The 26,471-nt window shown below is 65.1% G+C and carries 28 protein-coding genes; 21 read left to right on the plus strand and 7 right to left on the minus strand.

The window, feature by feature from the left end; translation table 11 throughout:
* Positions 1-21: 21 nt before the first annotated feature.
* The 7 genes from MFF62_RS19265 to MFF62_RS19295 all read left to right on the plus strand — a co-directional run bounded on the left by MFF62_RS19265 (position 22) and on the right by MFF62_RS19295 (position 7,414).
* The gene (locus tag MFF62_RS19265) at positions 22-3,879 is read left to right on the plus strand and encodes a pilus assembly protein (protein WP_238264721.1); all 3,858 of its coding nucleotides are present in this window, start codon (positions 22-24) and stop codon (positions 3,877-3,879) included.
* 5 nt (positions 3,880-3,884) lie between these two features.
* The gene (locus MFF62_RS19270; RefSeq protein ID WP_404990785.1) at positions 3,885-4,349 is read left to right on the plus strand and encodes a type IV pilin protein; all 465 of its coding nucleotides are present in this window, start codon (positions 3,885-3,887) and stop codon (positions 4,347-4,349) included.
* 5 nt (positions 4,350-4,354) lie between these two features.
* Positions 4,355-4,900, plus strand: a complete 546-nt coding sequence (locus MFF62_RS19275) for a GspH/FimT family pseudopilin (RefSeq protein WP_238264723.1) — start codon at positions 4,355-4,357, stop codon at positions 4,898-4,900.
* A 209-nt stretch (positions 4,901-5,109) separates the two neighbouring features.
* Positions 5,110-5,460: a hypothetical protein gene (locus tag MFF62_RS19280; protein WP_238264724.1), complete on the plus strand. Its 351-nt coding sequence runs from the start codon at positions 5,110-5,112 to the stop codon at positions 5,458-5,460.
* Positions 5,457-6,386, plus strand: a complete 930-nt coding sequence (locus MFF62_RS19285; RefSeq protein ID WP_238264725.1) for a PilW family protein — start codon at positions 5,457-5,459, stop codon at positions 6,384-6,386. Before MFF62_RS19280 ends, MFF62_RS19285 begins: the two co-directional genes overlap by 4 nt.
* 268 nt (positions 6,387-6,654) lie before the next feature.
* Positions 6,655-6,924 (plus strand): pilus assembly protein, encoded by a 270-nt coding sequence (locus tag MFF62_RS19290; protein WP_238264726.1) that lies wholly within the window; start codon positions 6,655-6,657, stop codon positions 6,922-6,924.
* A gap of 310 nt (positions 6,925-7,234) precedes the next feature.
* Positions 7,235-7,414 (plus strand): hypothetical protein, encoded by a 180-nt coding sequence (locus MFF62_RS19295; protein WP_238264727.1) that lies wholly within the window; start codon positions 7,235-7,237, stop codon positions 7,412-7,414.
* A 19-nt stretch (positions 7,415-7,433) separates the two neighbouring features.
* Here the strand turns inward: MFF62_RS19295 and MFF62_RS19300 are convergent, their stop codons facing one another.
* Positions 7,434-7,850, minus strand: a complete 417-nt coding sequence (locus MFF62_RS19300; RefSeq protein ID WP_238264728.1) for a hypothetical protein — start codon at positions 7,848-7,850, stop codon at positions 7,434-7,436.
* Between the two features lie 426 nt (positions 7,851-8,276).
* Positions 8,277-8,486 (minus strand): hypothetical protein, encoded by a 210-nt coding sequence (locus tag MFF62_RS19305; protein WP_238264729.1) that lies wholly within the window; start codon positions 8,484-8,486, stop codon positions 8,277-8,279.
* An 83-nt stretch (positions 8,487-8,569) separates the two neighbouring features.
* Here MFF62_RS19305 and MFF62_RS19310 point away from each other — a divergent pair, with 83 nt between their 5' ends.
* The 5 genes from MFF62_RS19310 to MFF62_RS19325 all read left to right on the plus strand — a co-directional run bounded on the left by MFF62_RS19310 (position 8,570) and on the right by MFF62_RS19325 (position 11,430).
* The gene (locus MFF62_RS19310) at positions 8,570-9,004 is read left to right on the plus strand and encodes a type IV pilin protein (RefSeq protein WP_309295912.1); all 435 of its coding nucleotides are present in this window, start codon (positions 8,570-8,572) and stop codon (positions 9,002-9,004) included.
* A gap of 37 nt (positions 9,005-9,041) precedes the next feature.
* Positions 9,042-9,266 (plus strand): hypothetical protein, encoded by a 225-nt coding sequence (locus MFF62_RS30835; protein ID WP_309295910.1) that lies wholly within the window; start codon positions 9,042-9,044, stop codon positions 9,264-9,266.
* Positions 9,267-9,271: 5 nt separating this feature from the next.
* Positions 9,272-9,538 carry a hypothetical protein gene (locus MFF62_RS30840; protein WP_309295911.1) on the plus strand — a complete coding sequence of 89 codons (267 nt, stop codon included), beginning with the start codon at positions 9,272-9,274 and terminating at the stop codon, positions 9,536-9,538.
* A 78-nt stretch (positions 9,539-9,616) separates the two neighbouring features.
* Positions 9,617-10,738: a bifunctional diaminohydroxyphosphoribosylaminopyrimidine deaminase/5-amino-6-(5-phosphoribosylamino)uracil reductase RibD gene (gene ribD / locus MFF62_RS19320; protein WP_238264731.1), complete on the plus strand. Its 1,122-nt coding sequence runs from the start codon at positions 9,617-9,619 to the stop codon at positions 10,736-10,738.
* A gap of 65 nt (positions 10,739-10,803) precedes the next feature.
* Positions 10,804-11,430 carry a riboflavin synthase gene (locus MFF62_RS19325; RefSeq protein ID WP_238264732.1) on the plus strand — a complete coding sequence of 209 codons (627 nt, stop codon included), beginning with the start codon at positions 10,804-10,806 and terminating at the stop codon, positions 11,428-11,430.
* Between the two features lie 60 nt (positions 11,431-11,490).
* Here the strand turns inward: MFF62_RS19325 and MFF62_RS19330 are convergent, their stop codons facing one another.
* Positions 11,491-11,679 carry a YjfB family protein gene (locus MFF62_RS19330; RefSeq protein WP_238264733.1) on the minus strand — a complete coding sequence of 63 codons (189 nt, stop codon included), beginning with the start codon at positions 11,677-11,679 and terminating at the stop codon, positions 11,491-11,493.
* Between the two features lie 133 nt (positions 11,680-11,812).
* A complete protein-coding gene (locus MFF62_RS19335) occupies positions 11,813-12,844 on the minus strand; it encodes a CaiB/BaiF CoA transferase family protein (RefSeq protein ID WP_238264734.1) in 1,032 nt (343 codons plus the stop codon).
* A 225-nt stretch (positions 12,845-13,069) separates the two neighbouring features.
* Here MFF62_RS19335 and ribBA point away from each other — a divergent pair, with 225 nt between their 5' ends.
* From ribBA to MFF62_RS19355, 4 genes are all read left to right on the plus strand, one after another.
* Positions 13,070-14,185: a bifunctional 3,4-dihydroxy-2-butanone-4-phosphate synthase/GTP cyclohydrolase II gene (gene ribBA, locus MFF62_RS19340; RefSeq protein ID WP_238264735.1), complete on the plus strand. Its 1,116-nt coding sequence runs from the start codon at positions 13,070-13,072 to the stop codon at positions 14,183-14,185.
* Positions 14,186-14,244: 59 nt separating this feature from the next.
* Positions 14,245-14,754 carry a 6,7-dimethyl-8-ribityllumazine synthase gene (ribH, locus tag MFF62_RS19345; RefSeq protein WP_238264736.1) on the plus strand — a complete coding sequence of 170 codons (510 nt, stop codon included), beginning with the start codon at positions 14,245-14,247 and terminating at the stop codon, positions 14,752-14,754.
* A complete protein-coding gene (gene nusB, locus MFF62_RS19350) occupies positions 14,747-15,265 on the plus strand; it encodes a transcription antitermination factor NusB (RefSeq protein ID WP_238264763.1) in 519 nt (172 codons plus the stop codon). Before ribH ends, nusB begins: the two co-directional genes overlap by 8 nt.
* A 156-nt stretch (positions 15,266-15,421) precedes the next feature.
* Positions 15,422-16,603, plus strand: coding sequence for a pyridoxal phosphate-dependent aminotransferase (locus MFF62_RS19355; protein WP_238264737.1), 1,182 nt, complete (start codon positions 15,422-15,424; stop codon positions 16,601-16,603).
* A gap of 74 nt (positions 16,604-16,677) precedes the next feature.
* Here MFF62_RS19355 and MFF62_RS19360 read toward each other — a convergent pair whose 3' ends face one another.
* A complete protein-coding gene (locus MFF62_RS19360; RefSeq protein ID WP_238264738.1) occupies positions 16,678-17,766 on the minus strand; it encodes a lytic transglycosylase domain-containing protein in 1,089 nt (362 codons plus the stop codon).
* A gap of 644 nt (positions 17,767-18,410) precedes the next feature.
* On the opposite strand from MFF62_RS19360, the gene ubiD reads away from it, so the two are divergent.
* Entirely contained in the window at positions 18,411-19,928 is a 1,518-nt protein-coding gene (gene ubiD / locus MFF62_RS19365; RefSeq protein ID WP_238264739.1) for a 4-hydroxy-3-polyprenylbenzoate decarboxylase, read from the plus strand.
* Positions 19,929-20,010: 82 nt separating this feature from the next.
* Positions 20,011-22,023 carry an acetoacetate--CoA ligase gene (locus MFF62_RS19370; protein ID WP_238264740.1) on the plus strand — a complete coding sequence of 671 codons (2,013 nt, stop codon included), beginning with the start codon at positions 20,011-20,013 and terminating at the stop codon, positions 22,021-22,023.
* 27 nt (positions 22,024-22,050) lie between these two features.
* Here MFF62_RS19370 and MFF62_RS19375 read toward each other — a convergent pair whose 3' ends face one another.
* Positions 22,051-22,707 (minus strand): glutathione S-transferase family protein, encoded by a 657-nt coding sequence (locus tag MFF62_RS19375; RefSeq protein WP_238264741.1) that lies wholly within the window; start codon positions 22,705-22,707, stop codon positions 22,051-22,053.
* Positions 22,708-22,995: 288 nt separating this feature from the next.
* On the opposite strand from MFF62_RS19375, the gene MFF62_RS19380 reads away from it, so the two are divergent.
* Positions 22,996-24,222 carry a polyhydroxyalkanoate depolymerase gene (locus tag MFF62_RS19380; RefSeq protein WP_238264742.1) on the plus strand — a complete coding sequence of 409 codons (1,227 nt, stop codon included), beginning with the start codon at positions 22,996-22,998 and terminating at the stop codon, positions 24,220-24,222.
* A gap of 56 nt (positions 24,223-24,278) precedes the next feature.
* Positions 24,279-25,187, plus strand: a complete 909-nt coding sequence (locus MFF62_RS19385; protein ID WP_238264743.1) for an aldose epimerase family protein — start codon at positions 24,279-24,281, stop codon at positions 25,185-25,187.
* 109 nt (positions 25,188-25,296) lie between these two features.
* On the opposite strand, the gene MFF62_RS19390 is transcribed toward MFF62_RS19385, so the two are convergent.
* Positions 25,297-25,686, minus strand: a complete 390-nt coding sequence (locus MFF62_RS19390) for a DUF5594 family protein (RefSeq protein WP_238264744.1) — start codon at positions 25,684-25,686, stop codon at positions 25,297-25,299.
* A 66-nt stretch (positions 25,687-25,752) separates the two neighbouring features.
* Between MFF62_RS19390 and MFF62_RS19395 the strand changes: the two genes are divergently transcribed.
* On the plus strand, positions 25,753-26,295 hold the full coding sequence (locus MFF62_RS19395; RefSeq protein ID WP_238264745.1) for a hemolysin XhlA family protein: 543 nt from the start codon (positions 25,753-25,755) through the stop codon (positions 26,293-26,295).
* The last annotated feature ends 176 nt before the right edge of the window (positions 26,296-26,471 follow it).

Here is a 26,471-nt window from a genome sequence, read left to right on the forward strand (position 1 = left end):
CATCCATCCGGGAACGCATTCATGAAGATCCAACACCGCCTACTCGCCGCCTGCGCCATGCTCTGGTGCTCGCTACTGTCCGCCGCGACCGTTCCGACCGTCTCCATCTCGAGCACACCGCTCTATGGCCAGTCGCAGAACATCCATCCGAACCTGATGCTGACGCTGTCCGTCGAATTTCCGACGACCGGCGCCGCGTACCGTGGCACCTACGACAAGTCGCAGGACTATGTCGGCTACTTCAACAACACGAAGTGCTACACGTACAACGCGACTTCAGGCTATTTCACGATTTCCGGTGCCGCCACGAGCGTCCATGAGTGCTCGAGCGCATTCAGCGGCAACTTCATGAACTGGGCATCGGCATCGGCTATCGACGAACTGCGTCTGGCCATGACCGGTGGCGATCGCGTGGTCGACAGCCGCACACAGACCGTACTGCAGCGCGCCATGTTGCGTGCCGACTTCTTCAAGAGCGGCAGCTATTTTCCGCTCAAGAGCATCAACGGCAGCGGCACCAACAGCGCACCCAACAAGGTGACGCCGTTCAGCTACGGCACCTTGTACATGGCATCGTGCGGCAATCACATCTACTTTTCGGATGCCGACGATTCCAAGGCGAGCTGCTCGAGCCTGGGCAAGTACGCCGATGTCACCAAGAATGGATCTGTGACCGAACGGCGCGGATATCGCGTGCAGGTGCAGGTTTGCGACAGCGCCGAAGCCAGCACCCGCGGCGACCTTTGCTACAGCTACGATGGTACGAACTACAAGCCGGTGGGCCAGATGCAGCGTAACGCCGACCGCGTGCGCTTTGCCGCGTTCGGTTACCTGAACGATCCCACGAACAATTCGAGCGGCCCGCAGAACGAACGCTATGGCGGTGTGTTGCGGGCGCCGATGAAGTACCTTGGCGACAACGCCGTGAACAGCTCGCTGAACACGATCACCAATCCGACGAAGGAATGGGATTCGTATGGCGTGCTGGTCGCCAACCCGCTCAACGATGCGTCGGGCAACAGCGGTGTCATCAACTATCTGAACAAGTTTGGCCGAACCCTCGTGACGGACCTGGGCAAGCCCACGGACAACCCGGTCGGCAACTACAAGACGTATGACCCGCTGGGCGAGCTGTACTACGAGAGCATCCGCTACCTGCAGAACCACCCGAACGGCCCGACGCCCGAGGCGGTCAGCAACGTCACGACAGCCTATGCGGACAACTTCGCGTACTACACATCTTGGTCCGATCCGCTGCTGAACAGCTGCCAGCGCAACTATGTGCTGACCATCGGCGATATCAACACCCACCAGGATCACTACATTCCTGGCAATGGCATCTCGAACCAGGGGGATCCGGCCCGTTCTGCGGACAGTTGGAGCAACTTCAACGTCGTGGACTGGACCAACAAGGTCGGCGCGCTGGAGACGAATAGCCCGGCAGCCGGCAATTCGAACCCGCTCGACTCGTCGTTCACGAATCTCGGCACCAAGAATCACCCGACTTCGAACTGGTCGACCTACTACATGGCCGGCGTCGCCTACTGGGCGCACACCTCCGCGTTCCGCCCGACCATGCCCAACGCCCGCGTAACCACGTTCGGCATCGACGTGAACGAAAACGGAAACGGCACGGTGGGCAGCACCCAGCGGCAGAGCCAGATCTATCTGGCCGCCAAGTACGGCGGCTTCAAGGAAGAAACCCTGGACGGCGGCAACAAGGACGGCAATCCCTTCAAGACGCTGGGCGCCGGCGGCACCATCGTCACCAACAATACCGAATGGGAAGCCGCGCCGACAGGGTCCAACCTTCCGTCTAACTGGTTCCTGGCGAGCCAGCCGACGCAGATGATCAGCGCAATCAAGCAGATCTTCACGCAGATCACGAGTTCGGCCGGCACACTGTCTGGCGTGGCCCTGAGCAGCACCCGCATCGTCGACAACGGCAACGTGTACACGCCCGGCTTCGACCAGCAATGGAACGGCAAGCTGACGGCCTACCCACTGACCAAGGGTACGGACGGCTCGGTATCGATCTCGAACACCCCGGTCTGGGAAGCTGGCTCGAAGCTCACGACGCGTGCGTTCGCCGCGCGCTCGCTCTTCACGCTGAACGCATCCAGCGGCGCTGGTGCCCCCTTCAACTGGATTGGCCTGGCCAAGACCCAGCAGGACTTGCTGAACCTGAACCCGGCCACCAACACGAGCGACGGCCGCGGTCAGCAGCGCCTTGATTACCTGCGTGGCGACCGCAGCCTGGAAGCCGACAGCCAGGGAAGCAATGGCGGCATCTTCCGCGGCCGCAAGACGGTCTTCGGCGACATCATCAATTCGGGGCCGGTCTACGTCGGCCCGCCATCGGCCTCGCGCACCGGCACGGACTACACCACTTTCTACGCAAAGTATCTGCTGCGCACCCCGATGGTCTATGTGGGGGCAAATGACGGCATGCTGCATGGATTCGATGCCAACACCGGCAACGAAGTCTTCGCGTATGTGCCCAACGCGGTCATGGGCAGCCTCAACCAGCTCACGTCGACCACTTACAACCACCGCGCCTACGTGGATGCCACACCAGTTGTTGCGGAAGCCCAGGTGAATGGCAGCTGGAAGTCCGTGCTGACTGGCGGCTTCGGTGGCGGCGCGCAAGGCGTCTATGCGCTCGACGTGACCGATCCGGACGGCGGCAAGAGCGGCGCCGCGTTCAATGCCTCCAACGTGCTGTGGGAGTTCACCGACAAGGACGATGCCGACATGGGCAACGTCATGGGTACGCCGGTGATCGTCAAGCTGCTGAGCGGGTACGACAGCAAGAAGCTGCCGGTCTACAAGTGGTATGTGGTCGTCGGCAACGGCCTGAACGCCAACCAGGCCGACGGCTCCGCCAATACCAACGCGCCGGGCGTGCTGTTCATCCTGTCGCTCGACAAGACGGCCGGCACGGGATGGACGCTCAATGGCAACTACTGGAAGATCGTCACCCCCTCCCCTTCCACTGCCACGCTGGCCAACGGCCTGAGCACCCCTGCACTGATCAACCAGGCCAGCGGTGCCGGTCTGGCCATGTACGCCGGCGACCTGCAAGGCAATCTGTGGAAATTCAGTCTCTCCGGACTGCCCGAGACGTGGAATGCGGCTGACGCCTTGCCGGCCTTTGGCGGTACGCCGGGCAGGCCGATGTTCGTTGCGACGTCGCCGAACAACGGGCCGCGCCAGCCGATCACGATGCAGCCTCAGGTCGTGTACGCGCCGGGCGGCTACATGGTGTTGTTCGGCACGGGCAAGTACTACGAACTGGCGGACACCACCGCGTCGCAGACCCAGTCGTTCTACGGCATCTACGATGGAGGCGGCACCAACTACGTATCCGACCGCAGCAAGCTCAATCAATTGAAGATGAGCCTGATCGATGGTGACAAGTCGATCCAGTACACGGGCAATGCCGCCGCGCCGGGGTACAACGCTCCTCGCAAGCCGGGCTGGGTAATGGACTTTCTCGATACGTCGGAGCGACAGATCACGGCAGCGGTGGTATCGAACGGCCTCGTGTACTTCAACTCGATCTACACCGCGACGGGCACATGCGGCACGGCCGGCGGCAGCCGCAGCTACGCGCTCAATTCGCTGACTGGCGCACCTACCACCGGCATCTCGGGCTTCCAGTCGAGCACCGGCATGCTGGGCGCACCGTCGATCATCATCACGAACGTGACGTCGGGTGATCGCGATTCGATTGGCGGCATACAACAAACGACCCGAACACAGGTCATCTCGTTCGGCACCTCCGGAGCTGCCACCACAATGCCGCCGATCGACACGGTCGGCCCGACCGGTCGCATGAGCTGGCGCGAAGTCCGGAACTTCAAGATGTCGAACTGACCTGGATGGCAACCATGAACCGATTCCCACGTCGACGCCAGTACGGCTTCACCCTTGCCGAACTCATGGTCACGGTGGCCATCATCGCCATCCTGAGTACGTTCGCTTATCCGTCCTATCAGGAGTTCGTTCTCAAGGGACGACGCACCGAGGCAAAGTCGGCGTTGATGGGGAATATGCAGTTGTTCGAACGGCACTACTCGCAGGTCAACACGTACAACACCTCAAGCACCGACGCGACGATCTGGCCCAGCTTCAAGACTTACTCGGGAGACAGCGCCACAGGCAGCAGCTATACGATCCGCGCCGCACGGTGCCCGAACGCAGCCACTGACGGGCAATGTATCGAGCTGCAGGCGATTCCCAATCGTGCCGATGCCACGTGCGGCACGCTGGTGCTGCGAACCAATGGTCAGAAGGCCAACATGACCAACGGCAGCACCTATTCGCAAACCGCAAACTGCTGGTAACCGACATGCCCAGGACCGCTCCTCGCCGCACTGGCGGCTTTACGCTGCTCGAATTGCTTACCACCATGGCAGTGGGTATCGTGCTGGTGGGCTTCGCGGTTCCGAGCATGTCTGCGTTCATGCGAAGCAATCGTGTCATGACGGCGGCCGACAGCTTCAACTCCGCTGTCAGCAAAGCCAGGACCATTGCAGCGGCGACCAATAGCTATGTGACGGTGGCGCCGATCGACGGCAACTGGCAGAACGGCTGGCAGGTGTTCAATGAACATGCAGCGCCGAATGGCGAGTACAACACGGACAACGACAACCTGATTGTCGAATCAGAAAAGCTGCCATCGGACGTCACGATCACGTCGACCACTATCCCAGAGGGTCTCCAGTACATTTCTTTCTCGCCGGTAGGCTATTCGCAATCGATGGACAAGAAGCAGATGGCGATGTCGGTCGGCTTCCAGATCGGTGTATCGAAACGCGTCGTGGAGATTGGCTTGCTGGGCCGCGCTCGCGTCTGCAACCCCGACGTCGAGGCGTCGACCTGTGTGATGCCCTGAAGCAGGTAGCCCCCTCCGATCGGGCGTCGGCATCCTCCGACGCCCAATCGGACACACATTGACGCAACTCCGCAACATCTGGACACGTTTTAACGTCCTTTCCGCCGCTATCGTGGGCATCCGTTCACTTCGAACCGATGCACCATGCCTCCCGCAGTTTTTCCTATCCCTTGTCGTCGTCTAGTACCTGCCCATGGCGCATCGCGCCGATGGGCACGTGGCGACGTGCTTGTCGAATCTCTGGTCTGCATCGCCATCATGGCCTGGGCGCGATTCCACTGGAAGTACTCGGCAGTGGCTGGTTGCGCTGGGGCGGGCAGCACGAGCGGCTGAACGGCACACTGCGGCTGGCCGCCGAGCGGGCCGAGGCAGGCGGCGACGACCGGCAGCCAATCGGCGCTGACGCGACGCGCGCGGTACGGTGCGATGCCGTCGCCGCCGGAGGCGTGTGCGTGCCGGGCGATCGCATCGCACTGGCCAGTCTTCCGCCCATGCCAGTGTCATTGCAACCCGACGGCGTATTGCCGATCTCGCACATCGCGCTATGGGACCGGCCATGATTCGGTCCCGCCGCCATGGAGGCTTCACGCTGGCCGGCACGATGGTGGGGATCGCGCTGGGGTTGATCGCCACGCTGGCCGCGCTGACCAGCTTCCAGCTCATGCGCGACGCGTATGCCAACGTGGTAGATGGCATGCTGATCGAGGAGCTTGGCCAGCGCGCTCTGTCGGTGCTGGCCCACGCCATCCGCCAAGCTGGTTGGATTCCGGCCCATGTCGCGCTGGCGCCGGCTCATCCCACGCCCGCGCCGCCGCTGGAAGGCCGCGACGACTGCGCGCAGCCGACGTTCCGCACGCACATGCAGTGCGCGCGCGCCGGTGTGCTGAGGAGCGATGCATTGCTGGTCCGCATGTCGGGAAGCGGCTTGGCCGCGGACCCGACGTTGTCGGACGGCACCATGAGCGACTGTGGCGGCTATGCGCTGCCGGCGCGTGCCGCTCGGCACGGCGACGCAGCCCTGCCCTTCCATGCGTCGACCAACTTCTTCTACATCGGCCGGGCCAGCGACGGTGTGCCGCAACTGCTGTGCCGATATCCGAGCCGTCTGGGCGGGCGTGTGAACGCGGCCACGCAGACCGCCGGCACGCTAGTAAGAGGCGTGGAGACGATGCAGTTGCGCTACGGCGTCGACGTCGACGATGACGGCCGCATCGATCGCTTCGTGCCGGCGCGTGCCTGGCATACGCAAGGGTCGGCCGGCTGGCATCGCGTGCGTGCCGTGCAGATTGCACTGGTGGTGCGTGGAGATCGGCCAACTGTCGCGCCCTCTACCTCGCAGCGCCTGACGCTGCTGCCGTCAACCGGCCCTGACGATGCCGACGACCAGGTGTTCGTGCCGGCCACCGATCCTCACTTGCGACGTCGCGTATTCGCCACGACGGTTCGCCTGCGCAATCCGTCGCCGTGTCGGGAGAGCCTATGCTGAGCCGTCGCAGAAACCAAGGCGCCGCGCTGCTGGCCTTCGTCGGCATGCTGATGCTGTTGATATCTGCGCGGCGGCCACGCACTTTCTGCTGGCTGGGCGGCAACGGGCCAGCCAGCCGCTCGACCGCGAGATCGCCTTCCGCGCGGCCGAGGCAGCGCTGCACGATGCGGAAGCCGACATCCTGGCCGCCGTCCGCGCCGATGGCGACCGGCTGGCGGCATGGCCCGCGCCGGGTACCTGTGCGGATGGCGCGCAGCGCGGCCTCTGCATGGCAGATGGCGACCGCCGCGTGTGGCAGCCGTGGCTCGACGGCGACGCAGCGCCGGCGCTTGGCATCGCGCTTGGCACGTTCACGGGCGCGCGGCTGCCGCCGCTGCCGGACGGCGTGGTGGGCGCCACCACATTGCCGCGCTACCTGATCGAGATCCGCGACGAGCCTCCCGCGCCGGGCATGTGGCCACGCATGCGTATCGTCGCGCCAGGCGCTGAGCGTGACCCCGAGGTACGCGTGCTGTTGCAGACGGAGTTCCAGCCATGACGCTTGTCAAACTCGCCATGCGTTGGCTACTGGGGAGGTTCGTCGCTGTGGGCGCGATGTCCAGCGGATTTGCGAATCCCGGCGATCTGCCGCTCGGCTACCGCATCGCCAGCGGTGCCTATCCCTGGACCGGGCGTCTCCATGCGCTGGCGTTCAAGACCGCCGCAATATCGTCGTCAGCCGTCCTCACGCAATGGGAGGCCGGGGAACGGCTCGACCGTCAGAACATCGATACGCGCCATCTCTACCTCAGCGGCAACCGGATGGTGCCGATGCGCTGGGCCGCCACATCGACAATGACGCGCGGCGGGTGCTCGACGACATTGCGCCAGCCGATACCGGCGAGGCGCGCTTGTCGTGGCTGCGTGGCGACTTGCGGAACCACGCGCTGCGCCCACGCGATACGCGGCTCGGCAACGCCACATCAAACGGCACACCACGGCATGGCTGGGTACGCACGACGGGCTGCTACACGGCTTCGACGCCGTGACCGGCCGCGAACGCGCCGGCTATCTGCCGCGTGCGATGCTGCTCTGCGGCATCCCGTCGCGCGACACGGCGTCATCCAGACAGACCGGCGCGGTCTTCGTGCTCGATGTCTCGGCGCCAGACGCGGGCACGCCAATTGACCTGCTGTGGGAAGTGGCGGCCAGCCAGGCGCTGCCGCTATCTGGAAGCGGCCCCATCGGCGCGTCGATGTGGATCGAACATGGCGTGCGGCGCTGGGCCGCGGTCGCTACCGTCGCGCCTGACGACGAGACCGGCGCACATGCGGGGCTTGCTCTGCTGCCGCTCGATCGACCTGCCAACACGTGGTCCGCCGGCACGCGCGTGCGGCGCATGGCATTGCCCGAATCGGGCTGCGATGCCACCACCGTAGCTGTCGGGTTATTGGCGGTGACGGTTGCCAGCACCGCCAGCAGCATCGCTCAAGCGGCTTATGCCACCGATACGACGGGCAGGCTGTGGCGCTTCGGGCTGGATCACCTGTCATCATCGGGCGCCGAAGCCAAGCCGCCGGCGTGCCTGCATCGGCAGCGCAGCGCAGTCGACCGTGCGGAAGCACCCATCGTCGTGCGATCGGGCATCGGGACGCTGGTGGTCTATGGCACGGGCAACGAACTGACGGCGATACCCGACCGCCCCGGCGCCCGGGGCTCGCCCGGCCGCATCGACGCGATGCCGAAAGGCAATGGCGTGGTGCTGCGTGCGGCGCGAGCCGATGCCAATCCGTCCGACGACAGCGGGACCCTTGCGCTACCCCACGCAGGCGAACGCATCGATACCCTGTATGGCGCCACCGCCGTGCATGTGGGCTTCACCACTGTGGCAGCCGACGGGCTGCAGCGCAGCTATCTGATCGATGCCGCGAGCGGCGAATCGGTAGTCGTTGCCGACGACCTGGGCACACCCGGCCACGCCATCACCGGCCTGCCCCGGACCGACACCACCGTGATGCCCATCGGCGTGCAGTCGACCATCGCGATGGGCACGCCAACAGCACCGGGCACGTCGACGCGCGACGGGTTCGGGCTCGATCTCTGGCAGGTGAATGGCAACACGGCCACGTTGCAACAGCAGGCGCGCTGGCACCAGCGTCGCGGACGGCTGGGCAATGACCGTGCCCCGCTCCCACCAGGCTGTCATGCGCGCGGGCTTCAGTCTCGTGGAACTGCTCATCGTGCTGAGCATCGCCGCCGTCCTGACGATCCTGGCGGTGCCCGCGTGGCAGCGCCATGCCAAGCGCGGCTGGCGCATGCAGGCACGGTCCGAGCTGTTGTCCGCCGTGCTGGCGCTCGAACGGCACGCGCTGCTGCACCTGACCTTCGCAACAGCGCCCGGCAGCACGATGCCTGCGGGCGAATGGCCCAAACCCGTGCCGCCGCCACCGTCTCGCACGCGCCACTGGCTCACGGCCACCAGTTGCGGCGGCATCGACCTGTCCCGCTGCGTCGAAGTGCGTGTGGCCCCGGTCCGGCCCGACGCGCTATGCGGCACCCTGGTACTACGCAGCAGTGGCGAGTGGCTTTCCCTGCCCACGCAGAACGGTGACGCCGTGCCGCTGCCGCCGGAGTGCTGACGCGATGGCCTGTGCATCCTCCTCGCCGCACTGTGGCATGGCGCTGACCGAGCTGCTGGTGTCGCTTGCGATTGCGGCCCTACTCGCGGTGGTTGCATGGCCCGCCATTGGCACGCTGATCGCCGAGCACCATGCGGGCCACACGGCGGACCGGCTGGCGGCGTCGCTGGCGCTGGCACGCACGACGGCGTCCGCGCGGCGCGGCGAGGTGCGGCTGGGGCCGATCCGGGGCATGCCAGGCTGCATCGTGGCTGGCAACTGACGCTGGTGGACAACGGCAGACCCGACGCGGCGCCGTTCTCGGTGGTTGCTCTGCACGATCGCTGCCTGCAGGTCACGTTGCGCGGTGCCGCAGGCGGCGGCGCCACGCAAAGCCTGCGCCTGACAGCTGTGGGATACTCACGGTCTGAGCGTGGCGGCTTCCTGGCCGCCACATTCGAGGTGCGTTGCCACAAGGCGCAACGCCAGGTCCGGCTTGGCGCCCAGGGGCGCATCCGGATCTGCCGGCCCGGCACCGACGCCGATTGCGACTGAGCGTCCACGGGCACCGGATCGCCGCCAACGCACTCACGACTCACCGGACGTACCCTTTCAGGCCCGACTCGCCACACCATGTTCTCCGATTCCGACCACACCGCCATGGAACAGGCACTCGCGCTTGCCGCGCGGGGCATGTTCACCACCACGCCAAACCCGCGCGTGGGTTGTGTCCTGATGAAGGACGGACGGGTCATCGGCCAGGGCTACACCCAACCCGCCGGGCAGGACCACGCGGAAATCCAGGCGATGAAGGACGCCGTGGCGCATGGCCACGATCCGGCCGGCGCCACGGCCTACGTCACGCTGGAGCCATGCAGCCACTTCGGGCGCACGCCCCCGTGCGCCGATGCGCTGGTGCGTGCCGGCATTGCACGGGTGGTGGCCGCCATGGAAGATCCCAATCCCAGCGTGTCGGGCCGTGGCCTGCAGCGGCTGCGCGACGCCGGCATCGACGTGCGCTGCGGGCTGCTGGAGAAAGAGGCGCGCGATCTCAATATCGGCTTTGTCTCGCGCATGACGCGCGGGTTGCCGTGGGTGCGCGTCAAGGTAGCCGCGTCGCTCGATGGCGGCACGGCACTGCACGACGGCACCAGCCAGTGGATCACGAGCCAGGCCGCGCGCGACGACGGCCACGCCTGGCGGGCCCGCGCATGCGCGATCCTGACCGGCATCGGCACGGTACGCGACGACAATCCGGCGCTGACCGTGCGCGCCATCTCCACGCCGCGCCAGCCGCAGCGGGTGCTGGTCGATTCGCGGCTCGAAGTCTCGCTGGACGCCCAGATCCTGCATCGCGACACGGGCGACTTCGCCAAACCCGTACTGGTGTTCTGCGCCGTCGAGGACCGCGCCCGCCAGCGCGCGCTGGAAGACCGCGGCGCCGAAGTCGTGGTGCTGCCCAACCGGCACGGCAAGGTGGAACTGCGCCGCATGCTCGAGGCGCTGGGCCAGCGCGGCATCAATGAACTTCACGTGGAAGCCGGTTTCAAGCTCAATGGATCGCTGATCCGCGAGCATTGCGCCGACGAACTGCTGGTCTACATGGCACCGAGGCTGCTCGGCGACGCGCAGGGCATGTTCAACCTGCCGCCGCTGGCCAGGCTGGAAGATGCCACGCAGTTCCGCTGGCACGAGGTGCGGCAGATTGGCGACGACCTGCGCCTGATCGCGCGCCGGGCCGACGGCAAGGACTGAGTCCGCATCCGAACGCTACTCCCATCGACATCGACATCATTCGAAGCATTCAGACAGAGGCAAGCATGTTTACAGGCATTGTGGCGGCAGTGGGCCGCATCGAATCCGTTTCCCCGCTGGGCGACGCCCAGTCCGGCGTGCGCCTGCGCGTGGCGGCCGGCGACCTGGATTTGTCCGACGTGGGCATTGGCGACAGCATCGCCATCCAGGGCGCCTGCATGACCGTGGTCACGCTGGAAGCCGGCCACTTCGACGTGGACGTGTCGCGCGAATCGCTCGACAAGACCGTCGGCCTGGACCAGCCCGGCCGCGTCAACCTGGAAAAGGCGCTGCGCCTGGCGGATCGGCTTGGTGGTCACCTGGTGTCGGGCCACGTCGATGGCCTGGGCGAAGTGGTCCGGTTTGCCCCCGTGGGCGAATCGCACGAACTGCGCATCCGCGCGCCGCGCGAGCTGGGCCGCTATCTGTCGTACAAGGGGTCGGTGGTGGTCAATGGCGTCTCGCTGACCGTCAACAGTGTCAGCGACGAGGCCGACGGCTGCGTGTTCTCGATCAACCTGATCCCGCACACCGTGGAAGTCACCACGCTCAACGAACTGGCCGCGGGCAAACCCGTGAACCTGGAAATCGACCTGATCGCACGCTATGTGGAGCGGATGCTGTCGGCGTCGGGCGAGGCCACGGGCAAGTAATCCGGCCGTCGCCGATGAAAAAGCGGCCCCCGCAAAACCTGCAGGGGGCCGCCAGCCGGCTTACACCTTGATATCGATGTTGTTGCCGAGGTGCGGCGGATTGCTGCCGCCCGAGACGACCGGAGTCGCCTGGAGCAACTGGGCCATGCTCTGTGCCTGCAGGTCCAGCGTCTTGCGCAGCATCAGCAGCGCCACCGGATCGGCGCCAGCATCGGACGCGCCCAGCGAACTGACGAGGGAAGTCACCATAAGAGTTGCCTGAAAAGTGGATCGGAATCGCGGCGCCTTGGCGCTTGCTCATGCCATGACGCCGCATCCGTGTTGTCGGCAATGATTTCAAGAGCTTTAGGAATCACTCTTCGTCACCCCGCATCAACCTGCATCAATCACCCAGTTCCGTGAATCTTGGCGCGCCGGCTACGTCGAGCGTGCCGCCCTCTGCCGCCACGAACAGTCCGCGCGCCACGTTGTGCGGATGCGCGGCCGCCTCGGCGACGCTGAGCACCGGTGCATAGCAGACGTCAGTACCCACTAGCAACGCATCCCAATGCGCACGCGGCTTGCTCAGGAACAGGGCTGTGAGCCGCGCTTTCAGGGCAGGCCAGGCGGCATGGTCGTATTGGCTGGCCGGATCGACATCGGCGAGGCCCAGCTTGTCCAGCAGCAACGTGTAGAACTGCGGCTCCAGCGCGCCGATCGTGATGAAGCCGCCGTCGGCGCACGCATAGACGTCGTAGAACGGCGACTGATGAAACGGGCTGGGGGCCGGGCCATCGAGCTGGCCGTTGTTGCGCACCCATAGCGCGATGCTGCCCAGCATGGTCACCATGTCGACAATGGCGCCGTCGACCACGCGGCCGCGTCCGGAGGCGCGCGCGTCGAGCATGGCGCAGACCATGCCGAACGCCAGGCCCAGGGCGCCGCCTGCGTCGCCCAGAACCGTCGGCGGGGTGATCGGCGCCTGCCCGGGCCGCGCCGACAGCGACAACATGCCGGTCAGCGCCACGTAGTTCAGGTCGTGGCCGGCCGTCTGCGCCAGCGGCCCGGTCTGGCCCCAGCCGGTCATGCGGCCGTAGACCAGCCGCGGATTGCGGGCGGCGCATTCGGCCGGGCCCAGTCCGAGCCGCTCCATGACGCCGGGCCGGTTGCCTTCGATCAGGCCCTCTGCCGCGCCGACCAGGCGCAGCGCCTCGGCCAAGCCGTCAGGCTGCTTCAGGTCCAGCGGCACGATGGTCTTGCCGCGCCGCAGTGGGCTGGGCGTGCTGCCGCCAAGCTGTTCGGCCACGGCCCCAAGTTTCGGGCGGGTGATGACGGTCACCTCGGCGCCCATGTCGGCCAGCATCCGGCCGGCCAGCGGCCCCGGCCCGAGGCCCTCGAATTCGACGATGCGGATGCCCTGCAATGGCGGCTTCATGCGGTGTCTCCCGGGTTCTGGTGGCGTATGGCGACGCAATCTGTCAGATATGCCGCCATCAACACTTTAATGGCACCCGGAAAAACCCGCTGTCGGCCTGGGGGCGGCCCGGGCCGTCCGCGAGCGGCATGGCGTACAATAGCGGCCTTGATTTCGCCGGTATCGCGCGCGTGCGCGCCGGCCCTGCCCGCCTGATTGCTCGCATCCGCATCCCGCCCCAAAGCCATGACTATCGCCCGTACTGAAGACATCATTGCCGACATCCGCGCCGGCCGCATGGTCATCCTCGTCGACGAGGAAGACCGTGAAAACGAGGGCGACCTGGTCCTGGCTGCCGACTTCGTGACGCCCGAGGCCATCAACTTCATGGCCAAGTACGGCCGTGGCCTGATCTGCCTGACGCTGACGGCCGAGCGTTGCCGCCAGCTTGAGCTGTACCCGATGGTGTCGCGCAACGGCACCGTGCATGGCACCAATTTCACGGTGTCGATCGAGGCCGCCGAAGGCGTGACCACCGGCATCTCGGCCGCCGACCGCTCGCGCACCGTGCAGGCCGCCGTGGCCCGCGACGCGCGCGCCAGCGACCTGGTGCAGCCGGGCCATATCTTTCCGCTGACGGCCCAGCCCGGCGGCGTGCTGATCCGTGCCGGCCACACCGAAGCCGGCTGCGACCTGGGCACGATGGCCGGCCTGACCCCGGCGGCGGTGATCTGCGAAATCATGAAGGACGACGGCACGATGGCGCGCCTGCCGGACCTGATCGAATTCGCGCGCGAGCACGATCTCAAGATCGGCACCATCGCCGACATGATCCACTACCGCAGCCGCACCGAGAGCATCATCGAACGGGTGGGCGAGCGCGACATGCAGACGCCGTGGGGCAAGTTCCGCAGCGTGATGTACCGCGACAAGCCGTCGGGCCGCGCCCACCTGGCGCTGGTCAAGGGGCAGCCGCATCCGGACCGCGATACGCTGGTGCGCGTGCACGAACCGCTGTCGGTGCTGGACGTGCTGGAAGCCGGCCGCACCACCCATTCGTGGAGCCTGTCGGCCGCGCTGGAGGTGCTGCAAGGCGCCGATCAGGGCGTGATGGTGCTGCTGAACTGCGGCGACGCTCCCGACCAACTGTTCGAACAGTTCGCCGCGCTGGACGCTCCGCAGGACCGTCCGCGCCGCAAGCCCGACCTGCGTACCTATGGCGTGGGTGCGCAGATCCTGCGCGATATCGGCGTGGGCAAGATGCGCGTGCTGGGTTCGCCGCGCAAGATGCCGAGCATGACCGGCTACGATCTGGAAATCGTCGGCTGCCAGCCCATGGACGGCGAGCCGAGCTGCGACTGAACGAATCAAGCGGCATCGGTGTTTCGCCGGTGCCTGACCGAAACAATGGAGAACTGACAATGGATCACGGCTTCTACGAGAGCAACCTCGACGGTGAAGGCCTGCGCATCGGTATTGTGCAAGCCCGTTTCAACGAGCCTGTCTGCGACGAACTGCGCGAGGCTTGCCTGGCGGAACTGGAAAAGCTGGGTGTCGAAGGTGAAGACACGTTGCTGGTGACCGTGCCCGGCGCACTGGAAGTGCCGCTGGCCCTGCAGAAGATGGCCGAAAGCGGCCAGTTCGACGCCCTGGTGGCGCTGGGCGCCGTGGTGCGCGGCGAGACCTATCACTTCGAGCTGGTCTCGAACGAATCGGGCGCCGGCATCTCGCGCGTGGGCCTGGATTTCAATGTGCCGATCGCCAATGGCATCCTGACCGTCGACACCGACGCCCAGGCACATGCCCGCACCCGCGAAAAGGGCCGCGATTGCGCCCGTACCGCCGTGGAAATGGCCAACCTGGTCGTAGCGCTGGATTCGCTGCGCGAGCAGGACGGCGACGATGAAGAAGACGAGGAAGATGATGAGTAATACCCCCGACAACGGCGACGCGCGCGACGTCGGTGGCAAGCCGGCCGCTGGCGCCAAGGCTCGCACCGAACCCAAGGCACCGCCCAAGAGCGCTCGCCGCCGGTCACGGGAACTGGCCCTTCAGGGTCTGTATCAGTGGCTGCTGAATCGCAACGACATTGGTGCGATCCAGGCCCACCTGCATGATGCGCAAGGCTTCAACAAGGCCGATCGCGAGCACTTCGACGCCCTGCTGGGCGGCGCGGTGCGCGAGGAAGCGAACCTGACGGCCGCTTTCGAGCCGTACCTGGACCGTAAGGTCGACGAACTGTCGCCGGTGGAGCGCGCCGCACTGCTGGTTGGCAGCTACGAGCTGGTGCACTGCCTGGACATCCCGTACAAGGTCGTCATCAACGAAGCCGTGGAATTGACCAAGACCTTCGGCGGCGTGGAAGGCTACAAGTACGTGAACGGCGTGCTGGACAAGCTGGCCGCCCAAGTGCGCGCACCCGAGGTGGCAGCCCGCCGCTGAGCCACATCCTCGACTGGATGTTGCAATCCGCTGTCAGGCGTCCGATGATGCCTGACACCGGCATGACACCCGCTCCGGCGGGTGTTCTTGTTTGAGCCGCCCGGCAGTCGCCCCCGTTCTTTTCTTCCTGTTCTTTGATTCTTTCGCCATTCCGCCATGGACCACCAGCGCATCGCCACCGCCTCCCGCCTCGCCAATATCGAGGCCTTCCACGTGATGGAACTGGCCAAGCAGGCCGCCGAACTTGAACGGGCCGGCCGGCACATCATCCACATGGGTATCGGGGAGCCCGATTTCACCGCCGCGGCGCCGGTCATCCACGCGGCCGAAGCCGCCATGCGGCGCGGCATGACCCAGTACACGGGCGCGCTGGGCATCCACGCGTTGCGCGAGGCCATTGCCGGCTACTACAAGACTGCCTACGGGCTCGATATCCCCGAGCGCCGCGTGATCGTCACGGCCGGCGCCTCGGGGGCACTGCTGCTGGCCTGCGCGGTGCTGGTGGAAATCGGCGCCGAGGTGCTGATGCCCGATCCGAGCTATCCGTGCAATCGCCATTTCGTCGCGGCGTTCGACGGCAGCGCCAAGATGATTCCGAGCGGCCCGGCCGAGCGCTTCCAGCTCACAGCAGCCCAGGTGGCGGCAAATTGGGGCGAGAAGACGCGCGGCGTGCTGCTGGCATCGCCGTCGAACCCCACCGGCACGTCGATCCTGCCCGACGAGCTGAAGGCCATCCTGGCCGAGGTGCGCGAGCGGCGCGGCTTTGCCATCCTGGACGAGATCTACCAGGGCCTGTCCTACGACGCCCCGCCCGTGTCGGCCCTGGCGCTCGACGACAACGTGGTAACCGTCAACAGTTTCTCGAAGTACTTCAACATGACGGGCTGGCGGCTGGGCTGGCTGGTCGTGCCGGACGCGCTGGTGCCGGCGTTCGAGAAAGTCGCGCAGAACCTGTTTATCTGCGCGTCCGCCGTGGCGCAGCATGCCGCCGTGGCCTGTTTCTCGCCCGAGGCGCTGGCCATCTATGACGAACGCAAGGCTGAATTCCACCGCCGCCGCGACGCGATCCTGCCGGCGCTGGAAGCCCTGGGGCTGCGCGTGCCCGTGAAGCCCGACGGCGCGTTCTACGTCTACGCCGACTGCCGGCACGTGAACCATCCCGCCGCGGGCGATGCCGACAAGCTGACGCAGGCCATCCTGCACGATGCCGGCGTGGTGATGGTGCCGGGCACCGACTTCGGCCCGCATACGGCGCGCGACTACATTCGCATCTCCTATGCGACGTCGATGGCCAATATCGAGGAAGCGATGGACCGCATGCATCATTTCCTGCGCTGAACCCGCCAGGCTTCGACGCAAAAAAAGAAAGGCACCCCGAGGGGTGCCTTTCTCATTGCAGCATGACCAGGAGGTCAGGCCGCCTGTGCGGTATTGCCCGAAGCTTCAAGCTTCTCGACGTTCTGGTGGTGCTCGGCCTGCGTCTTGGCATCGCCGGCTGCCTTGGCGGTCGCGGTATCCGCGGCCTGCAGGCCCAGCAGGGCACGCAGGCGTGCACGTTCGGCCAGGACCTTGGCGCCGTAGCCACCGTCGGTATTGGTCGTGGCGCCCACGTAGTACTTGAGCCCGCCTTCGATCGAACCGGCGCGGGCGATGCAGTCCTTCAGCACCAGCGCACCGATCTTGATGTTCGCGTACGGATTCAGCGCGGCAGTCACGCCGCCCACGGCTTCGTACTTGTCCTGGTGGACCTTGGTCATCACCTGCATCAGGCCCTGCGCCCCGACGCCGCTTTCGGCGTACGGATTGAAGCTGGACTCGATGGCGATCACGCCCAGGATCAGCAGCGGATCGATACCGACCTCGCGGCCCGTCATGTAGGCGGCCTTCACCAGTTGCGCGGTAGCCTGCGTGGCCACGCGGTACTTGCGTGCGATGTAGTCCGCCACGGCGGCCTGCTCGCGTGCCGAACCCAGCGCGCTCGTGTTGCGGGCGTCCACCGCCACGCGTTGCACGGGAATCTGTGCCGCCAGATGTGCCACCGACGGAATCTTGCCGGCAGGCGTCTGGCTCCACTCATCCACGCCCGACACGGTCGGCAGGCCCTTGCCCTTTACGGACGCGGTAGCCAGCAGGCGTGCAGCCGCTGCGTCGGCCGACATCGCCGGCACTGATACGCTGGCCACGGTATCTGCCGCCTCGGCATTGGCCACGGCAGCTTCCACCAGCAGGGCCGGCGCTTCCTTGCCCGCGAGGGCACCGGCGAGCGACGTACGCCACTGTTGGCTGACGGTCAGGGTGACCGCTGCGGCCACCGACAACACCCCGAGACTGTTCAGGGTGTACTTCAAGGTTGTGCGGCCGCCGCGCAGCAACGCGCGACCTGCCACCGGATGGGCCAGTCGCACTTGCAGTGCGCGGCTCACACCGGGAACCGGCTGTCTGAAGCGGACCTGCAATGCCCGCCCGATGCCGGGAAGATGAAGGGTTTTCCAACCGCTCATACTTACCTCCATCCGTCGCCCGCTGCGCGCGCTCAACATCACGCGTGCCCGATCTCAACGTATTCAAGTAAGGATGCTGCGCCACCTAGCAGGGGTGTCCAGCATCTGTTGGCGGGCGCTCCCCGTGCGCCCAACGAGAAACAGGGTACGCCTTGGGGAGCCGCACCCTGCCACGAATCACTCATCACTACCCTGGCCTCCCGCCAGGGGATCGCGCACTGGGCACCTCCCAGGGGGCCGCTTGGTGGCAATCGATGGGGCAATGTTGACGTTGCTTTTTTCGCTTTAGTCCTCTTGACAGCGGAACCAAAGCTATGTTGCAGCGCAACACCCCATAGAGCAGACCGGATTGTAGGAACGCTTTTATAACCCGTCAAGCATAAGAAAGATAAAAATTACTACTTCCAGAAATATGTAACAAGGACTTTTACGGCACGTACGGGCTGGCCACTCACCTCCGACCGTAGGCCCCACCTAGGCTGGAAATTGTCCTAACAAAGGATGCACGTCATAAATTACTTACAATTTCGAGGCACTCTCTGGCACGATTTTTTTGCGCCTTTGAGGTGGCGTGTGTATCGTCACACACATCGCTGCGCCGTGCCATGGATTGGCGCGACGCCACATCCCGACCCGAATTCACTATGCAATACAAAGATTTACGCGATTTCATCGGCCAGCTCGAACAGCGTGGCGACCTGAAGCGTGTGACTGCGCCGGTATCTCCAAACCTCGAAATGACCGAGATTTGCGACCGGCTGCTGCGCGCCGAGGGCCCCGCCGTCCTGTTCGAACGGCCACGCCGTCACGACGGTGATATCTATAAAGTACCTGTCTTGGCAAATCTGTTCGGGACGACACAAAGAGTCGCACTCGGCATGGGTGCATCGACCCTGGAAGATTTGCGCGATATCGGCCGCGTGCTCTCGGCACTCAAGGAGCCCGAGCCGCCGCGCGGACTGCGCGAAGCCGGCAAGCTGTTCACGCTGGCCAAGTCGGTATGGGACATGGCCCCCAAAAAGGTCAGCAGCCCGGCCTGCCAGGAGGTGGTCTGGGAAGGCAACGACGTGGACCTGGGCCGGTTGCCGATCCAGACCTGCTGGCCCGGCGATGCCGCGCCGCTGATTACCTGGGGCCTGGTCGTGACCAAGGGCCCGCACAAGAAGCGCCAGAACCTTGGCATCTACCGCCAGCAGGTCATCAGCCGCAACCAGGTGATCATGCGCTGGCTGGCACACCGGGGCGGCGCGCTCGATTTCCGCGAGCACGCGCTGGCAAACCCTGGCAAGCCATTCCCGATCGCCGTGGCGCTGGGCGCCGATCCAGCCACGATCCTGGGCGCGGTGACGCCCGTGCCCGATACCTTGTCCGAATACCAGTTTGCCGGCCTGCTGCGTGGCAGCCGGACGGCTTTGGCCAGTTGCCTGACGCCGACACTGTCCGATCTGTCGGTGCCGGCATCGGCGGAATTCGTGCTCGAAGGCCATATTCAGCCCGATCCCGATCATCCAACGGGTTACCAGCACGCGCTGGAGGGGCCCTATGGCGACCACACCGGCTATTACAACGAGCAGGACTGGTTCCCGGTCTTCACGATCGACCGCATCACGATGCGGCGCGATCCGATCTATCACTCCACCTATACAGGCAAGCCGCCCGACGAGCCGGCCGTGCTGGGCGTGGCGCTGAACGAGGTATTCGTGCCGCTGCTGCAGAAGCAGTTTCCCGAGATCACTGACTTCTACCTGCCGCCCGAAGGCTGCAGCTACCGCATGGCGGTTGTGCGGATGAAGAAGCAGTACGCGGGCCACGCCAAACGCGTGATGTTCGGCGTCTGGAGCTTCCTGCGCCAGTTCATGTACACGAAGTTCATCATCGTGGTGGACGACGATATCGACGCCCGCGACTGGAAGGAAGTGATCTGGGCCATCACCACGCGCGTGGACCCGACCCGCGACACCGTGATGGTCGACAACACGCCGATCGACTACCTCGACTTTGCCTCGCCGGTCTCGGGACTGGGCTCGAAGATGGGCATCGACGCCACCGACAAGTGGCCGGGCGAAACCACGCGCGAGTGGGGCACGCCAATCAAGATGGACCCGGCCGTGAAGACGCGCGTCGACGAGATCTGGGGCACGCTGTTCGAATCCGGCAAGTAGCCGACGGTGGTCCGCTATCATCTGCGGACCGCCCATCACTCTAATGGCCTGCGTCAGACAGGCCGCGGAGGAGACAAAACCAATGACCATTGCAGGGAAGCTGATGTGGACGCCCTCCGCGGCGTTCGCGCACGGCAGCCGCCTGGCTGCGTTCACGGACTGGCTGCGCCGCGAGCGCGCGCTCGACTTTCCCGACTACGCCAGCCTGTGGCAGTGGTCGGTCACGGACATCGAGGCGTTCTGGCAGGCCATCGTCGATTATTTCGACGTGCGCTTCGATACGCCGGCCACTACCGTGCTGGCACAGCGCACCATGCCCGGCGCGCGCTGGTTCGAGGGCGCCACGCTGAACTACGTACAGCAGGTGTTCCGCCACGCCGGATCGGGCCAGGCACGCGCACGCACGGCCATCCGCCATGCCGGCGAAGCCCAGCCGCTTGCCGATATCAGTTGGGATACCCTGGAACGCCAGGTAGCGTCGATGGCCCATGCGCTGCGCCACATGGGCGTGACGCGCGGTGATCGCGTAGCCGGATACCTGCCAAACATTCCCGCCACCGTCGTCGCCTTTCTGGCCACGGCCAGCGTGGGCGCGATCTGGTCAGGCTGCGCGCCCGACATGGGCCAGGTGGCCGTGATCGACCGCTTCCGGCAGATCGAACCCAAGGTGTTGATTGCCGTCGACGGCTACCGCTACGGCGGCAAGGGCTACGACCGCGCGCCCGTCGTCGCTGACCTGGTGGCCGCCCTGCCCTCGCTGACCGATATCGTGATCGTGCCGGTGCTGGGAAGCGATGCCATCGACATCGGCAACAGCGACGGCGGCCCCCGCCGTCACGCCTGGACCGACGTGCTTGCCCACGACGTGCCGCTGCAGGTAGACCCGGTGCCGTTCGACCACCCGCTGTGGATTGTCTACTCGTCCGGCACCACGGGCATGCCCAAGCCCATCGTGCACGGCCACGGCGGCATCGTGATCGAGCAGTTGAAGCTCATGGCATTTCACAACAACCTGGGCGCCGACGATGTCTTCCACTGGTACAGCAGCAGCGGCTGGATCATGTGGAACGCGCAGGTGGCGGGCCTGCTGCTGGGTACCACCATCGCGCTGTATGACGGCAACCCGGCCTGGCCCGACGCGGGCGTGCTCTGGCGCTTTGTTGACGATGCCCGCGTGACGATGTTCGGCGCCGGCGCCGCGTTCTTCGCCAACTGCATGAAGGCCGGCGTCGAGCCGGCACAGATTGCCGACGTGTCGCGATTGCGCGGCATCGGCTCGACCGGCTCGCCTCTGTCCGAAGACGCGTACGCCTGGATCTACGCTCACGTGCGCGAAGACGTGTGGCTGGCACCGATGTCGGGCGGCACTGACTTCGCAGGTTCGTTCGTGGCGGGTTGCCCGACGCGGCCGGTCTACGCCGGCGAGATGCAATGCCGCTGCCTGGGTGCCAAGGTGGAGGCATTCGACGACAACGGCCGCGCGTTGATCGACGAAGTGGGCGAACTGGTTTGCACCGAGCCCATGCCGTCGATGCCGCTGTTCCTGTGGGGCGACGCCGATGGCAAGCGCTACCGCGACAGCTACTTCGACGTGTACCCCAATGCCTGGCGCCACGGCGACTGGATTCGCATCACGCCCCATGGCGGCGCGATCATCTATGGCCGCTCGGACGCGACGATCAACCGCCACGGCATCCGCATGGGCACCAGCGAGCTGTACCGCGTGGTGGAGGAACTGCCCGAGGTACTGGACAGCATGGTGGTCGACCTCGAATACCTGGGCCGTGAATCGTACATGCCGCTGTTCGTGGTGCTGCGCGATGGCATGCGGCTTGACGAAGCCTTGCGCGACACCATGCGCGCGCGCATTCGCTCGGCGCTGTCATCGCGTCATGTGCCGAACGAGATCGTGCAGGTACCCGGCGTACCGCGCACGCTATCGGGCAAGAAGATGGAAGTGCCGATCAAGAAGCTGCTGCTGGGCCACGCGCACGACAAGATCGCTAACCCCGATGCCATGGCAAACCCTGACTGCCTGGCCTGGTACTTCGCCTACGCAGCCGACTACCTCGCGCGCCAGCCGCGCGTGGCGTGACTGGCGGCGGCATGACGACGTGGGGTGTCAGAACTCCACGTCGAGTTCGCTGATCTCGTCGGGCTCCTCGCGTGCGGCGCCAATCCATTCCTGCATCTCGGGCATGGCCAGGATGGTCTTGCAGAATTCCACCAGCTGCGGGTCGAGCTTCACACCGTAGGTGACAAAGCGCGTGACCACCGGCGCATACATCGCGTCAGCCATGGTGCGATGCTGGCCAAACAGGTAGGGCCCGCCGTAGCGAGTCAGGCAATCAGTCCAGATCTCGGTAATCCGGTCGATATCGGCTTGTGCACGAGACCACACCTTGAGCCCCGGAAAATGGCCCTTGAGATTCATGGGCAACGCGGCACGCATCGCGGCAAACCCCGAATGCATTTCTCCGCAGATGGCCCGGCAATGGGCGCGCGCAGGCAACTCGTCGGGTAGCAGCCTGGCCTTCGGGCGGACCTCGTTGAGGTACTCGGCAATCGCAAGCGTGTCCCACACGGTCACGCCCTGATGGCGCAGGCATGGCACCAGGATCGACGGCGACAGCAGCAGGATTTCGGCGCGCATCGCCGGATCATCCGGCGGCACCAGCACTTCCTCGAACTCCAGCCCGGCAAAGCGCGCGAGCAGCCAGCCGCGCAATGACCACGATGAATAGGTCTTGCTGCTGATGGTCAGGGTCGTCTTGGCCATCGTGCCTCCTCCGCCCCCCGGGGCGTGACGTTCGCTTGCAGTATCGGCGGCGCAAGGGCATTCCGCCAGTGCGCACCCGACCGGTGCGGCCTACATTCGATCTGGCACCAACCCGGCGCCGCGTTCGGCGCGACGCGCGGTTGCCACGCGCTGCTGACGTCACGTGACGCACCAAGCGTGTTCCGACGCACGCAACCTGCCCCACCAACCGCAACCGGCATGCCAAGATTGATGACGATGGCATATTAATTGCGGCTCCTGGGCTCGCGAAAGGAAGGGGACCGAGCCATGCTTTATCAGGCCTACCAGATGTACGCGGACATGATGCAGCCGGCATGCTCGCTGGCCGACATCACAGCCACGCTGCTATCCGCATCGCGCCGCGCCGGCCGCTGCGAGCCACTGCGCGCCATGCGCGCGGCATGCGAGGTGTTGGCCTTGGCCCGACTCACCCACTACCGGCCGCCCTTCGGCATCGACAGCGTGCGAGTCGGCGGCGTAGAAGTGCCGGTGGTCGAGGAAGTGGTCACGCGTACGCCGTTCTGCACCCTGCTGCGATTCCGCCGTGAAGGAGTGCCGCAACAGCCCCGCGTACTGCTGGTGGCACCGATGTCCGGTCACTTCGCCACGCTGCTGCGCGGCACCGTGGAGACCATGCTCCGCGACCATGACGTCTACATTACCGATTGGCACAATCCCCGTGACGTCCCGCTGATTTACGGCCGATTCGGCTTCGACGAGTTCGTACAGCACCTGATTACCTTCCTGCGCGCGCTGGGCGGCAATACCCACGTGGTGGCCGTCTGCCAGCCCACCGTGGCAGCGCTGGCCGCCGCGGCCCTGATGGCCGAAGACGGCGACCCGATGCAGCCACCGAGCCTGACGCTGATGGCCGGGCCGATCGACGCACGCGTAAATCCGACCCGGGTCAATGAACTGGCCATGAGCCGCCCCATCGAGTGGTTCGAAAGCACGCTGATCGGCTTTGTGCCTTGGCGGTTCGCCGGCGCGATGCGGCGCGTCTATCCGGGCTTCGTGCAGCTGATCGCATTCATGAGCATGAACCGCGAACGGCACGAGCAGGCGCTGCGCGACCTCTACGAACTGCGTGCACGCGGCGAGCACAGTAAGGCCGACGCCATCCAGACGTTCTACACCGAGTATTTCGCCACGATGGACCTGACCGCCGAGTTCTATCTGGAAACGGTGAGCCTGGTGTTCCAGCGCTTTCTGCTGGCGCAGGGGCTGCTGGACGTGGCCGGGCGACGCGTGACCACGCGCGCCATCCAACGCACAGCACTGCTGACCATCGAAGGCGAACACGACGATATCTGCGCCATCGGGCAGACCATGGCCGCGCAGGACCTGTGCTCCAGCCTGCGCCCGTATCTGCGCATGCATCATATCCAGACCGGCGTCGGACACTACGGCGTGTTCAACGGCAAGCGGTGGGAAACACAGGTCTATCCGCTGCTGCGCGAAACGATCTACATGGCCGACGAAATCCGGCGATGACCGTGGGACTTGCGCTACGCTTAAGCACCTCCACACGCCACACACGGACGGCAACGATGACCACGATACAGCGCTTTCAGGGCCAGGACCTGCTGCGGGTCGGCCATGACGACAACTACCTGCTGCTCGCCCCCTCCCATGGCGGACGGCTTGTGCGCTGGGTGCATCGCGGGCAAGACATCCTGTACTGGCCAGACAACGCCGACTGGTCGCGCGTGGCCAAGGTGCGGGGTGGCAATCCCCTTCTGTTTCCCTTCATCGGCCGCCATTTCGTGGAGGGACAAGCGGGACAGTGGCGCGATCAAGCGGGCGCAGTCCATGAACTGCCACAACATGGCTTTGCGCGGGACCTGCCGTTCGACGTATCCGCGTGCTCCGATACTGCGGTCAGCCTGTCGCTGACATCATCTGAAGCGACGCGCACCGGCTACCCGTTCGAGTTCTTGTTCACCGTGACCTATCGACTTCTGGACGACGGCCTCGAAGTCACGCTTCACACACGCAATACAGGCAACACCCCACTGCCCTACTATGCCGGCCACCATTTCTACTTCGCGTTACCGCACCAGGTGCGCGCCCAGAGCACGCTGGCCATGCCTCCGGCATCGCGGGTGCGGCAGCAAGCCGATGGCAGTCTGACGGCGGGCGAGCCAGGCGAATCGACCTATCGTCTTGACGATCCTCGCCTGCAGGACACCTTCCATGTATTCAGCGAATTGGATGCACCGCGCGACGCCGGCACGGTCCGGCTCGAAATGCCCGTGCACACGATCGAGATCAAGCTTGCTGCAATGACAAGCGCGCCCTGGTATGCGGTCACGACCTGGACGGAGCTGGACGATTCCGATTTCTACTGTGTCGAGCCATGGCTGGGGTTGCCGAATGCCATCGCCCATGAGCAAGGCTTGCGCTGGCTCGCGGGCGGAATGGAAGAATCCGCGACGTGCGTGCTGGGCATCGGATAACACCCTTCTCTTCCCTGATACGCCTCTTCCGTCGGACACAAGTCCGCATCAATTCGGACACCTAATTTAACAACGCTCCAGCCAAATTCGCGCCACAATCGGCCTTGAGTTATTGCAACAGGTGCTCGAAGTCCAGCCCGCCGAGGAACACGACGACATCTGCCTGCGTGCGCGAGGAAAGATCGATCTGTCTGGGCTGCTGCCAGGCATCGAGCTTGGCCGGCAAGGCATCGAGATACGCGGCAAATCGCTCGTCACCACCTGTGGCGAACAGCCGGTCCACCTCGATGCTGTCCCAGGACAGCACAATGTTCAGTGGGTGCGGATAGCGGCCGCCATTTGGCAACGCCGTCGCCCAGACACGCAAACGCGCGGTCTGGCCGGCTTGTTCCGGCGCCAGGATCTCCGCATGCAGGTTGCCATGGATCACGCGTTGCACGCGCTCGACAATGCGCGGCAGCAGTTCGGCGTTGAAGCGTTGGGCGGGAACAGGGTGCACGGGCGGGGGCGTCTCGTGAAGGGAACAGAAGCTATTTTGCTCCAGGTTGGAGCACGGAGGGGTCCAATGCGTTTGGCCGAAGATTGGGGAACCGGGGGCGGGCAGGAAGAAACCCGGCTGGGTCGCATCGAAAACAAGGTCGATGGCCTGGACGAGCGAGTCAGGAAAGTCGAGACGAGAGTGGAACGGATCGAGGAAAAGCTGGATTCGGCTGCGACAAAATCGGACGTCATGCTGCTGCGATCGGAGATGCATGCCGCCTTTGGGGACATGCGGGGGACGTCCGGTGAGATGCAGGGGGCCATTGGCCAGCTGCAAAGTTCCACCGGTGAAACGCAGCAGTCCATCGGCCAACTGCAAGTCACCACAGGAGAAATGAGTGTGACCATGGGCGGCATGCAGAGGTCCATTGGTCAATTGCAAGGGACCGTCGGTGCCCTGCAATTGGCCTTTGGCGATATGCAGCGATCCATCGGTCAATTGCAGGGTGCCGTCGGCGACATTCATCAGGCCATCAATATCCAAACCTGGCGACTCGTCACATTCGTTACCGCTTTCGGATCGATGCTCGCGGGCTCTGTTTTCTATATCGCACGTTATGTGGACTAGGTTGCCCGGCTTGCAAGCTCCGAGCAACCATCCCGCGGGTGCCTCCACCCGGGCCCGTCAGAAATTTTGTGTTTAGGGCATAACATGTCGCCAAGGAGCATGTCATGCCACGTAGAACCAAGACGAGCCAGGCCGCCGATCGTGAGCTGCCGACCATTCCCGAAGATCTGATCGCC

This window comes from Cupriavidus pauculus (assembly GCF_022179805.1).
In the GTDB taxonomy this organism is placed as follows: domain Bacteria; phylum Pseudomonadota; class Gammaproteobacteria; order Burkholderiales; family Burkholderiaceae; genus Cupriavidus; species Cupriavidus pauculus_E.

Coding starts and splice junctions, on each gene's coding strand:
- MFF62_RS19325 (WP_238264732.1), top strand. CDS start 10,804: ATGTTTACAGGCATTGTGGCGGCAGTGGGCCGCATCGAATCCGTTTCC.
- MFF62_RS19330 (WP_238264733.1), bottom strand. CDS start 11,679: ATGGTGACTTCCCTCGTCAGTTCGCTGGGCGCGTCCGATGCTGGCGCC.
- MFF62_RS19370 (WP_238264740.1), top strand. CDS start 20,011: ATGACCATTGCAGGGAAGCTGATGTGGACGCCCTCCGCGGCGTTCGCG.
- MFF62_RS19310 (WP_309295912.1), top strand. CDS start 8,570: ATGCGCGCGGGCTTCAGTCTCGTGGAACTGCTCATCGTGCTGAGCATC.
- MFF62_RS19385 (WP_238264743.1), top strand. CDS start 24,279: ATGACCACGATACAGCGCTTTCAGGGCCAGGACCTGCTGCGGGTCGGC.
- MFF62_RS19270 (WP_404990785.1), top strand. CDS start 3,885: ATGGCAACCATGAACCGATTCCCACGTCGACGCCAGTACGGCTTCACC.
- ubiD (WP_238264739.1), top strand. CDS start 18,411: ATGCAATACAAAGATTTACGCGATTTCATCGGCCAGCTCGAACAGCGT.
- MFF62_RS19380 (WP_238264742.1), top strand. CDS start 22,996: ATGCTTTATCAGGCCTACCAGATGTACGCGGACATGATGCAGCCGGCA.
- MFF62_RS19355 (WP_238264737.1), top strand. CDS start 15,422: ATGGACCACCAGCGCATCGCCACCGCCTCCCGCCTCGCCAATATCGAG.
- MFF62_RS19360 (WP_238264738.1), bottom strand. CDS start 17,766: ATGAGCGGTTGGAAAACCCTTCATCTTCCCGGCATCGGGCGGGCATTG.
- MFF62_RS19285 (WP_238264725.1), top strand. CDS start 5,457: ATGATTCGGTCCCGCCGCCATGGAGGCTTCACGCTGGCCGGCACGATG.
- MFF62_RS19395 (WP_238264745.1), top strand. CDS start 25,753: ATGCGTTTGGCCGAAGATTGGGGAACCGGGGGCGGGCAGGAAGAAACC.
- MFF62_RS19275 (WP_238264723.1), top strand. CDS start 4,355: ATGCCCAGGACCGCTCCTCGCCGCACTGGCGGCTTTACGCTGCTCGAA.
- MFF62_RS19265 (WP_238264721.1), top strand. CDS start 22: ATGAAGATCCAACACCGCCTACTCGCCGCCTGCGCCATGCTCTGGTGC.
- MFF62_RS19290 (WP_238264726.1), top strand. CDS start 6,655: ATGGCAGATGGCGACCGCCGCGTGTGGCAGCCGTGGCTCGACGGCGAC.
- ribH (WP_238264736.1), top strand. CDS start 14,245: ATGGATCACGGCTTCTACGAGAGCAACCTCGACGGTGAAGGCCTGCGC.
- MFF62_RS19335 (WP_238264734.1), bottom strand. CDS start 12,844: ATGAAGCCGCCATTGCAGGGCATCCGCATCGTCGAATTCGAGGGCCTC.
- MFF62_RS19300 (WP_238264728.1), bottom strand. CDS start 7,850: ATGCTGCTGGCGGTGCTGGCAACCGTCACCGCCAATAACCCGACAGCT.
- MFF62_RS19375 (WP_238264741.1), bottom strand. CDS start 22,707: ATGGCCAAGACGACCCTGACCATCAGCAGCAAGACCTATTCATCGTGG.
- ribBA (WP_238264735.1), top strand. CDS start 13,070: ATGACTATCGCCCGTACTGAAGACATCATTGCCGACATCCGCGCCGGC.
- nusB (WP_238264763.1), top strand. CDS start 14,747: ATGAGTAATACCCCCGACAACGGCGACGCGCGCGACGTCGGTGGCAAG.
- MFF62_RS19280 (WP_238264724.1), top strand. CDS start 5,110: ATGGGCACGTGGCGACGTGCTTGTCGAATCTCTGGTCTGCATCGCCAT.
- MFF62_RS30835 (WP_309295910.1), top strand. CDS start 9,042: ATGGCGCTGACCGAGCTGCTGGTGTCGCTTGCGATTGCGGCCCTACTC.
- ribD (WP_238264731.1), top strand. CDS start 9,617: ATGTTCTCCGATTCCGACCACACCGCCATGGAACAGGCACTCGCGCTT.